We start from the raw sequence: 11,133 nt of genomic DNA, 5'->3' as shown, positions 1-11,133 counted from the left end.
ATTGCAGTCGGCCATGCCATCGGACGCCTCGGCTGCTTCGCTGCAGGATGCTGTTTTGGGAAACCAACAACCCTGCCGTGGGGCGTGACATTCACGAATCCGCTGGCACAATGGGCAGGAACACCGCTCGGCATCCGCCTGCATCCCACGCAGATTTACGAGTTCCTCACCGAGTTCCTGATCTTCCTCCTGCTTCTATGGATTTTCCGCCATCGCCACTTTGAAGGCGAGATCTCGGCAGCGTATCTCTTCCTCTATGGCATCGCACGGTACTTCCTGGAATTCCTGCGTGCCGATCCAGACCGCGGCTCGATGTTCGGTGGAATAATGAGCGCTACGCAATTCATCGCTTTGCTGCTGGTCATCGGCGGAGGAGTGATGTGGATGCTCTGCCCTCGTCCACAGCGCGCCGGCAGCACGCAGCTCGCAACCACCGCCTGAGCCTAAGCCAAGCTTTCTCCTGCGTTCGCAGCTTAGCGAGTCCGTCAATACGTACTTCCTGCCTTCCAGGCGAAGACCACAATTGCGTTACAGGCACGCATCACAAGCGGCAAGACCAAGTATGTTTCGCGTGCCTCGCAATTCCACCCAGTTAATCCCTGGGGGCAGACTCGAAGTCGCTCGGCTGCTTCCCGAATCTTTTCCGCAGATCGAACTCCGTGCATAGTCTGGATTTCCCCCTCTGGCTTCGTGCGTTGCATTTTGGCAATTTGCTCTTCGTTACCTTACTGATCCGAAGCGGGCTCGAAATACTCGGCGCTCATCCCAAGCTGTACTGGAACGACAACTGCACGCCGGGCACGCAGTGGCTGAATTTGGGCACACGCATTCCGGCAGATCGGAAACTTGCACCCACGCCTCACTTCGGCAGAGCATCTGCAATTGCGGGGTTCGCGGGAGGGGAACGTTCTTCATTGGGAGTTCTGGCGGCTGTGCTCCTCTCGGGCTTGTATCTACTGTTGCTGATGTTTGTAGTCCCGCGCACCGAGCCACAGTCCGAGCTTCTTTGGACATCAAGGGATGAAGAGATCTCTTTGCCCTCATGGTTGGCTTTGCCGGGCAGGAAGAATCTGGGAATGGCGAGGCACTGGCATTTTTTGTGCGATGCCGGTTGGCTGCTGACGGGAATCGCCTATTACACGCTGTTGTTTGTAACTGGCGAGTGGCGGCGCATCGTGCCCACTTCATGGTCGATTATTCCCGGAGCCTGGCACTCCTTCCTGCAGTACGCGAGCCTGCATCTGGTGGAAACCCCAGGATCCTACAACCCGCTGCAGAAGCTCGCGTATTTCTCGATCATCTTTGTGGTTGCGCCGATCACCATCGCCACCGGAATAGCGATGTCTCCGTCGATCACGGCGCGTTTTCCCTGGTATCTCAACATCTTTCATGGAAGGCAATCAGCGCGCAGCATTCACTTTCTCTGCATGCTCGCGTTCACCGGATTCATGATCGTGCACGTGGCCATGGTGATCGCCCACGGCTTCGGACACGAACTCGCTCTGATCGTGCTGGGAGAGACCTCGCACCAGAACATAGAACTCGCATTGCTGATCGGGTGCTCCGGACTTGCCGCTGTGTTTCTCCTCCATGTAGCTGCGACTGAGGCCTCACTCAAGCACCCTCGATTTGTGCAGAACACCATTGGGTGGATGATCGATGGAGCGCGTCGCGCACTTTTCCGCCACAGCATTTCACGCCAGAACTACGCGAGTGCCGATCTCGCTCCGTACTTCCGCGTGAATGGACGTCCTCCTGTCAATGTGGCTTATAACGCGATGGCATCTGACGGTTTTGGCGCTTATCAATTGCAGGTAGCCGGATTGGTCGCCCATTCTCGGCAATTCTCACTGAAGGACCTGCGGCAGATGCCGAAACAAATCCAAGTGACCAAGCATTGCTGCATCCAGGGATGGTCTGCTGTGGCCCAATGGGCAGGAGTGCCGCTGCGTCACATTGTCGAAGTGGTCCAGCCGCTCTCGTCGGTTCAGTACATCGCGTTCTACGCCTTCGACAACAAGTCAGAAACGGAGCCGAACGCCGATGGCCCCGGACAGTTCTACGGCACCATTCATCTTGACCTTGCGCGCGATCCGCAAACCATTCTTGCTTACGAAATGAATGGCGAGCCTTTGCCGGTCGCTCACGGCGCCCCGCTGCGTTTGCGCGTGGAGACGCAGCTCGGGTTCATGATGGTGAAATACATTTGCCGCATAGAGTTTGTCGCCGACTATCGCACAGTCGGTCAAGGTCAGGGAGGCTGGCGCGAAGACTACCAGTTCTACAGTCCCGAAGCAGGAATATAGCTTTCCAGCATTGCGAGGCAGCAGATAGCGTATCCAGCGCCTTCTAACGATTACAAGAACCAATGTCAGAGCTGATTTACGAGCTCCCGCGAAAATCGCGGACCACGGCACAACCTCCACTGCGCGCGTGCGCGGAGCCGCGAGGCCCGATGGCAGGTGGGAGGCATGGCTGGAATTTCAACCGAGCGACAGCCACAAACCCGTGCTGCGTACTGAACAGGAAACTTCGCAGCCGACTCGAACCACCATTCAATATTGGGCTTTGGGACTGGAGCCGTTGTATCTGGAAGGCGCTTTGGCTCGCGCGCAAGGGCGGCTGCTCTAGTTTCGCACTGTGCAACACAGCGGAGCGTCCAGGAAGCAACATCGCCATTCAGCAGTTCTCCTTCGCTTGAAATAATCTTCGATTCCGCGCGACTGCGAGCGCTGCTGCGGCCGGCCGAAGCGTTCTGCAATACAAAACCATCAGCCAATAACTGCTCCGCCTTGAAAGCGCTTGCAGCAGAGTGATACATGACATCCCCGTGCGCGCGTAGCACGCCAATTTCATTCTGGGGGTCAGGGATGCACTCCGAGGGTCGACGCGAGTTTCACCAGAGTTCTTTTTTGGGAATCCTATACATTTTTCTTGCGTTTGTTCTTCTGCTGGTGACGTCATCTCTTCCCGTTCTGGCACAAACCAATCGCGGCGGCATCAGCGGTACGGTCTTTGATCCACAGGGCGCCGTCGTTCCAGAGGCTACGGTCACCGTGATCAACGTAGGAACCAACGAGAAGCACGTCACCAGGACGACGAACGCCGGAACATACATCGTCAGCAATCTCGATCCGGTCACCTACCGAGTCGAGGTGGAAACGCCCGGGTTCCGCAAGGCAATTTATGAGGGCGTGAAAGTTGATACTGCGACGACGGTCACGCGGAACGTGAATCTGCTGCCAGGGTCGGTCGCCACCGTCATCTCGGTTGAAGCCCAGGCGCCGCTCATGAACACCGAGTCAGGCACGCAGTCACAGACGATCACTGCGCGACAGATGCAGGATGTTCCGCTGTTCAATCGCAGCGTTCTCGACCTGGCGCTCACCGCGCCAAACGTGAGCGGCACAGCCGGAAGCGAAGACGCCGATGTCACCTCGGGACAGCCGGTGCCGGGCTTCAACATCAACATCAACGGCGGACGCTCAGGGAGCACGACGATGCTCGCCGATGGTGTGGACAACACGGGAGTCGGAATTGCGCGCGCAATAGTGGACTTTACTCCCGAAACGGTACAGGAATTCTCGGTGCAGACGTCGGCGTATTCGGCCGAGTACGGGCAGACCGGCGGCGGCGTCATCAACGTGACCACGAAGTCGGGCACGAATCAGTACCATGGCGAGGCGCTGTGGTATACGCGAAATCCGATCACCAACGCCGAGAAGTGGACTGCCGGCAGCACGCGTCCGCCGAACAATCTGCGCTTCAATCAGTTCTCAGGAACGCTCGGCGGACCGGTGTGGATCCCGAAGATCTACGACGGCCGCAACAAGACCTTCTTCTTCTTTGCCGGAGAACCGCGATATCGCGAAGATTTTCTGGTGGTCGACACGCTGCTGCCAACCGACGCGATGCGCCAGGGCGACTTCAGTAATCTCGTCCGCACCAGCAGCGGATGGCTGCCCACCGACGTGGCTGCGCGCTTCAATTTGACATCGGTCGGTCCCAGCACGATTTTCCAGCAGTTCAATCTGGTGAACGGACAGATGAAACGCATTTCCGGCAGTCCAGTAGCGTTTCCCGGAAATGTGATTCCGCAGTCGATGATGGATCCGGTCGCGCTGAAGGCATTGCAGTTCATGCCTGAGCCCAGCGACTGGCATCTCGATCCGAATGGGCGCGTGAAGAATTACGTTGTAAATCGATTTGTCAAACAGGATGAAGTCCGCTGGACACTGCGCCTCGATCAAAATTTCAGCGACAAGAACAAAGCCAATTTCCGCTATACCTATGTGCCGGCAGTGGGCACGCGCGGCTTCGGCAGTGACGTAAACGGGAATTCGGCGGCCTACAGTTGGGCGCGGCAGTTCGTGATTGCCGATACACACGTGATCACGAATCGACTGATGAACGACTTACGACTGAACTACACGCGCGGCACGTTCAGCGAGGACTACTCGCCTGAATTCAACATCAAGACTGGACAAAATATCTCAACACAACTCGGCCTCCCGAGCCTGACCAAAGGCGGCATACCGCTGTTGCAGTTCAGCAGCGACAGCAATGGTTACGACGCATTCACGAACATCGGCTCCTCGGCTTCGACCAACAACTACAACACCGAAGAACGCTACAACATCGTCGACATGGTCTATTGGGACCGAGGGGCCATGCGGTGGAAGTTCGGCGTCGATCTGACGCATGCGTTGCTGAACGTAGCGCCATTTTTCGGCGCGTCGGGCGGGCGTTGGGACTTTCGCGTCTTGCAGACTAACTCGAATCCTTCGTCAACAAGCTCGTCGACTGGCGGCAATCCCTTCGCAAGCTATCTGCTGGGAATCCCGAACCAAATAGCGGTTCGTCCGTTGCTGATGAACTATTACTATCGCTGGAACTCGGCGGCGGCATTCATCCAGAACGACTGGAAGGTGAAGCCGAATCTCACGCTGAACCTCGGCGTTCGCTACGATCTGCAACTGCCACGCACGGAAAAGAACAATCTTCAAGGCTCCTTCCATCCGGAGTTGGCGCAGTCTTTCCCGCTGAGCACGCCGATCACGATACCGGGTACCACGACGACTCTGACGTCCTTCAACGTAGTGCCGTTCCAATTTGCAGGTCATGGCTCGTCGAAGTACATCGAGCCCATCGATCGTTGGAATTTTGAACCTCGATTCGGGTTCGCATGGAGCCCTTCCATGTATCACGATCGCTTGGTTGTGCACGGCGGCTACGGCATTTCGCACCAATCGATCCTCGGCAATAACCGGCTACCGAACCCAGACTTTGGCGGATTCGTAAACGCATCAACCATAGCGAGCGGAGGGGGTTCCAGCGGCAGCGTTGATCCCACTTCGGCGTTGCGGCTCTCCAGCAATACCGAGGCTGTCAATCCGGGGCTAACTCCTGCGCAGGCGCTGAACATCCCGGCGAACGGCCTTGTGTTTCTTCCGAGCCTCGGCATTCCGGGATACGTCATTGCGCCGGACACGCACATTCCTTACGTCCAGAATTGGAACCTGACATTCCAGCAGGAAATTGCGCGCAATACCGTTTTGGAACTCGGTTATGTTGGCTCTAAGGGGACGGGTTTGTACACGCAATTGATCAACATCAATCCGCGTGACTTCAGCCTGGTTCAGCAGATGGAGAACTCTGTCGTTTTTCCGGGCACGACGGGGACAGCGGTGACGCCGATCGGCACCGAGAGTAGCCTCAACGATCCGCTCGGCCGCAAAGACCTGCTTGGCAATACGATCGCGGTTCCCTGGGGTTCACTGGCGAGTACCTACCAAGGCTTCAACAATCTGAACGAGTATTTTAATTCGCAGGCAAGCAGCATTCGGCACGCGGGCTACATAAGCTTCACGCGTCGGATGAAGAGCCTCGAAGCAACGGTGAACTACACGTTCTCGAAGTCGATGGACAACGCCTCCGATGCCAGTCCCGATACGCGCACGCTTACGACGCCGACCTCGAGCGGCGGGAACGCGAGTTTCGGAGCGCCACTGAGTTCAGACTATTCGATCTCGACCTTCGATCAGCCGCACTGGTTCACCGCGCGTTACGTGTGGGACATGCCGTTTGGCCGCGGACGAACGTTCCTGAGTGATGCCTGGGCGCCGATCCAGGCCATCGTCGGGGGCTGGACGACGAGTGGTTTGGTCCGCATCAATAGCGAATATCCGTTCATGCCGACACTCAGCGACGCCAACGGATTGAATGCCAGCCTCACGCACACGGTTCGCCCCGATATAAATTCCAGTGAACCGCTGATCAACCCGCTTTATAACCGGAATTGCGTCGCGGTTGCGACCTGCGAACCATACGTAAATCCGGCGGCATTTATGCGTCCCGAAAAGGGAACGCTTGGGGATGGCGCGCGTGTGCTCGCCATCCGCGGACCACTACAGAAGTTCTTTGATGCGTCAATCCAGAAGAACTTTCCCTTTCCCGGTAAGTGGGGAGCTGACGGCACTCGCCGCATCCAGTTCCGCGTCGACGCGCTGAATGTCTTCAATCACCCGAACTGGCAGGTCAGCTCAGGCAACGCCGGACCAGATTGGATGGCAGCGCCGAACGAGGGGACCATCACGCTGAACACGACTACGGGCGTCACCACATTCACGCCGATTAGCGCCTCTGAGTATGACACATGGGCAAAGATCAACTCGCAGCCGCTGTCGAATACATCCTCGGGCAAGTCGCAGTTGTCGGCCATTCAGCAGATGATCAACTCGCAGCGCGGAGCTTCGGGTGCGCTGCCGACAACCTTCTGGTCCGTGCCGATCCCGCAGCAGTTCGCCACGACCGATCCCAACAAATTCGATATCCGCACGTTAGACGGGTTCAAGCTTTACCGCTTGCGGCAAGCCTACAACACGGGTTTCGGCCAGTTGCGCGAATTGCAGTTGCCGCGCTACCTGCAGTTCGGTATCAGAATCTTCTTTTAACGAGACCCGGCGATTGTGAGAATCATTTCCGTATTCCTTCTGCTCGCCGCGGGCGCTTATGCACAAGTGCCCGCGATTCCCTCTTCCGCGGCTTCGGCGCAATCGGCGTCTTCAGTGCAGGAACCCCCACGCGAGTGGGTGGATCCTGCCACGCACCACCGCATCGTTCGCCTGTCGGATGAGCCCGGCACCGCGAGTCTCTATTTTCACCAGAACGCCTACACCGCCAAGGGCGACCTGCTGCTTGTCACCACGCATGAGGGGCTGTCGGTCATCGACCTTCAGACCCACAAGATTCGGCAGGTTGTGGAGGGCAGGGTTCGCAACGTGATCGTCGGACGCAAGACGCGGCAAGTCTTCTATCTAAAAGGAGACACCGCGTACGCCACAAATCTCGATAGCGGTGAGACGCGCAGCATCGCGACGGAGGCGCGCCTGCGTACCGGATCGGGCTTCGCCGTGAATGCCGACGAGACTCTGCTCGCAGGAAGCTGGGAGGACAATCCGCAGACTCCACAGCAGAACGCGACGCAGCTTCCGCGCGACCGCGGCGACAACTATCCCGGCAAAGGTTCGATGATGGAGCGGCGCCTGGCGGCGAAGATTCCGATGTCGCTCTACACGATCGATATCAAAACGGGAAAGATCAACACCTTCAATCATTCGATCGACTGGCTCAATCATGTCCAGTTCTCGCCTACCGATCCGAATCTGATCATGTTTTGCCACGAAGGGCCGTGGCATAAGGTTGATCGCATCTGGACCATCAAGAGGGATGGCACCGAACTCCGCCAAATCCATCATCGCCACATGGAAATGGAGATCGCAGGACACGAATTCTTTAGCCCCGACGGCAAGACGATCTGGTACGACCTGCAGACGCCGAAAGGGAAAGAGTTCTGGCTGGCGGGATTCGATCTGGCGAGCGGAAAAACAACGCGCTATAAGCTCGAGTGCAGCGAGTGGTCAGTCCATTACAACGAAGCGCCCGACGAGAAACACTTCTCCGGCGATGGCGGTGGGCCGAATAGCGTCGCCAAAGGCTGCAACGGCCAGTGGATCTATCTATTCACTCCGAAAAACGGCGTGCTTGAGGCCGAGAAGCTGGTCGATCTCTCCAAACATGATTACCGACTGGAGCCGAATGCAAGCTTCACGCCCGACGGCAAGTGGATTGTATTTCGCTCGAACATGTTCGGACCGACGCATGTGTTTGAAGTGGAAGTGAAGCGGGCGGAGGAATGAAGGTGCCCTTTCGCATTCGTCATTTGTCGCCATCCAACACCTGTCACCCTGAATGCGCCTTTTGCGCGAAGGATCTCCTGCAATATTTCGATTTCATTGCTGTCGGCTTGGTTCTTCTACGAACCGGCCAATCGGTTCTGGTGAGAGCCCATCAGGTGCATTTCAGTCCGAAGCATCGCGGGAGATCCTTCGGCCAAGAGAAGGCCCTCAGGATGACAGTCCAGACGCTGGTTGCCGCTTAAGAATGCACGCGGCCCATCGCGACCGGCGAAGCTATTCGAAGTAGTATCCAGGTTCACAATTCGTATCGTCCATGCGGAACATGCTTTTAAGATTACTCGCTGCCCTCTTAGTCCTCGCTGCAAACTCTGCAGCCCAGAATGGGAATTCGTTGGCTTTGGGCGGTATGAGATTCAACTTCGGCCAGCATGCGCGTAAGGGATTTACTCAGGCCACGCTCCATACTCTGTACGATTCCGCTCGTGGATACGGCTTCATGCAGCCGCCAAATGTACTGCAGGAACAAAGCAGTGTTTGTGCCGACGCGCCATTCTTTTTTTCGCTCGACGTTCCGGAAGGAAAGTACGACGTAACGCTTCGCCTCGGAGATGAACGGGATGATTCCTCCATAGCAGTGAAAGCGGAAGCGCGGCGGCTTCTGGTCGAGCCGTTGCAGATTCGGCGGCGTAAGTTCGTGACTCGGCGCTTCACTTTAAACGTTCGTTACAAAGAATTAGCTAACGGCAAGATCGTTCACCTCAAGAATGATGAGAAGAACGATCTCGATTGGGATCATCGCCTCAGTCTGGAGTTCAACGGCGCGCATCCGTGCGTCAACGAACTGGAAGTTAAGAAAAATGATCAAGCGATCACCGTCTATCTGGCTGGCGATTCGACGGTCACGGATCAGCGTCGCGAACCCTGGGCGGCCTGGGGACAGATGCTGCCCCGATTCTTTCGCCCGGGAGTCACAATTGCCAATCATGCAGAGTCAGGCGAGTCGCTGAAGAGCTTCATCGGTGAAGAGCGCCTGGCGAAGGTTCTCGAGACCATCAGACCTGGCGATTACCTCTTCATTCAATTCGCACACAACGACCAGAAGCCCGGGCCGGCGCACGTCGACGCGTTCACTACATACAAAGAATATCTGCTCCGCTATATCAACGCCGCCCGTGAAAAACACGCCTTTCCCGTTTTGGTCACCTCGATGCTGCGGCGGAGGTTCGATGCGAACGGCAAGATCATCAATACGCTTGAAGACTATCCGGAAGCGATGCGGCAATTGGCTAAGGAGCAGAAGGTCGCATTGATCGACCTGAACGCAATGAGCAAAACGCTTTTCGAAACGCTCGGTCCGGAAGGAACTCTAGAAGCGTTTGTCCATTACCCGGCGCATACATTTCCTGGTCAGGATCAGGAGTTGAAAGATGACACTCACTTCAACTCTTACGGCGCATAGGAGCTGGCGCGCTGTGTAGTTCAGGCCATTCGAGAGAGCAATCTTGGATTAAAGCCCTATCTGGTTACAGATATCGGCGACTTCGATCCCGCGCATCCGGACTCAGTTCAGAAATGGAACTTGCCCAACAGCCCTTCGCTTGCGCTGGAAAACCAGGTAGGGAATTGACCTGCGGTTCATGCCAGACCGACGAACTCGCCGCCGGCACGCGGTGGGCCGGAGGTCGCCAACCGGCGGAGCTTCGGTGGCTGATCCGCACGAGAGTCTGAGCGAGCGCAGCCGTGACACACGCGGCTGCCCCACGGGCTACCGCCGCCTCGGTCTGCTTCGTCCTATTGCGATTCTCCCTGCTTCCGACAACTCTGAAGATATGATGAGGGTGCCAATGCGCTTCGACATCATCACCATCTTTCCCGACTTCTTTCACGGGCCGCTCGATTTCGGCGTGCTGCGCCGTGCCCGGGAGCAGGGACTGGTGCATGTCACAATTCATGACCTGCGTGCGTTTACCCACGACCGTCACCAGACCGTCGATGATCGTCCTTTTGGCGGCGGTGAAGGGATGGTGCTGAAGGCCCAGCCGATCTTCGAGTGTGTCGAGTCGTTGGGTGTCGCATCACGAGAGGAACGGCTGAGTGGCGGACCGCGTGAAACGGTGGTTCTGCTATCGGCACAGGGCCGAGTCTTCCATCAACAGGAGGCCGAAGCGATGGCAAAGCTGGATCGCATCGTTCTGGTTTGTGGCCGTTACGAGGGAGTTGATGAACGGGTGAACGAACACCTCGCAGATCGCGAGTTGTCGGTTGGTGATTTCGTGCTGAGCGGCGGCGAACTCGGCGCCGCCATCGTTATTGACGTAGTTTCGCGCCTCATTCCAGGCGTTTTGGGCAACCAGGCTTCGGCGAAGCAGGAGAGCTTCAGTTCCGTCGTGAAGGTCTCCGAACCCAATGCGCCGGATTCCACCTGCGCATCGGGAGGCCTGCTCGACTATCCTCATTACACGCGCCCGGCAGATTTTCGCGGCTGGAGTGTGCCCGAGGTGCTGGCTTCCGGCAACCACGATGAAATTCGCAGCTGGCGTAGACGCAAGGCGCTCGAGAAAACTCTCCGGAATCGTCCCGAACTGCTACAGCCACAAACATTGAACGAGCAGGATCGAATGCTGCTGCATGAGGCCGGCGGTCTTGGCTCGGAGCGCCACAAAGGCTGACAGTGAGCTCTTCATCGGGTACAATCTACCTTTGTCCCTCGAGGCGCAGTCGCGCCTGCAGGGCTCTGTTGCGGCGTTATCCAGAACCACCTACAGGCGCGGCAAATCATAGAAATTTCAAGCGTGTGCCCGGCAGAGTCGGTGCGACGTGCGCGAAAGGAACTCATTATGTCGATTTCTCCGGTCATGGCAAAGCTTGCCGAAAAGCTCCAGCGCAAGGACATTCCTCACTTCAATCCTGGCGACACCGTCCGCGTGCAGGTGAA

Annotated in this window: 6 protein-coding genes; all 6 read left to right on the top strand. The window is 57.1% G+C overall.

Annotated features, from left to right (window positions below):
* On the top strand, positions 1–441 hold a 441-nt coding region (locus VFU50_07480), incomplete at its 5' end, for a prolipoprotein diacylglyceryl transferase family protein (GenBank protein ID HEU5232681.1).
* 218 nt (positions 442–659) lie between these two features.
* On the top strand, positions 660–2,306 hold the full coding sequence (locus tag VFU50_07475; GenBank protein HEU5232680.1) for a molybdopterin-dependent oxidoreductase: 1,647 nt from the start codon (positions 660–662) through the stop codon (positions 2,304–2,306).
* Positions 2,307–2,912: 606 nt separating this feature from the next.
* The gene (locus VFU50_07470; protein ID HEU5232679.1) at positions 2,913–6,953 is read left to right on the top strand and encodes a carboxypeptidase regulatory-like domain-containing protein; all 4,041 of its coding nucleotides are present in this window, start codon (positions 2,913–2,915) and stop codon (positions 6,951–6,953) included.
* 15 nt (positions 6,954–6,968) lie between these two features.
* Positions 6,969–8,198 carry an oligogalacturonate lyase family protein gene (locus VFU50_07465; protein ID HEU5232678.1) on the top strand — a complete coding sequence of 410 codons (1,230 nt, stop codon included), beginning with the start codon at positions 6,969–6,971 and terminating at the stop codon, positions 8,196–8,198.
* A 322-nt stretch (positions 8,199–8,520) separates the two neighbouring features.
* Positions 8,521–9,657, top strand: coding sequence for a rhamnogalacturonan acetylesterase (locus tag VFU50_07460; protein HEU5232677.1), 1,137 nt, complete (start codon positions 8,521–8,523; stop codon positions 9,655–9,657).
* A gap of 385 nt (positions 9,658–10,042) precedes the next feature.
* Complete coding sequence (trmD, locus tag VFU50_07455) at positions 10,043–10,867, top strand: tRNA (guanosine(37)-N1)-methyltransferase TrmD (protein HEU5232676.1); 825 nt, start codon at positions 10,043–10,045, stop codon at positions 10,865–10,867.
* The last annotated feature ends 266 nt before the right edge of the window (positions 10,868–11,133 follow it).

The sequence above is a fragment of the Terriglobales bacterium genome (assembly GCA_035764005.1).
Lineage (GTDB): Bacteria > Acidobacteriota > Terriglobia > Terriglobales > Acidobacteriaceae > Gp1-AA112.
The sequence above is the reverse complement of the archived record's forward strand: the minus strand, read 5'-3'. Positions and strand labels throughout refer to the sequence as shown.

Bases quoted from the DNA above. Each gene is read 5' to 3' on its own strand.
- trmD (HEU5232676.1), top strand. From the start codon at position 10,043: ATGCGCTTCGACATCATCACCATCTTTCCCGACTTCTTTCACGGGCCG.
- VFU50_07460 (HEU5232677.1), top strand. From the start codon at position 8,521: ATGCTTTTAAGATTACTCGCTGCCCTCTTAGTCCTCGCTGCAAACTCT.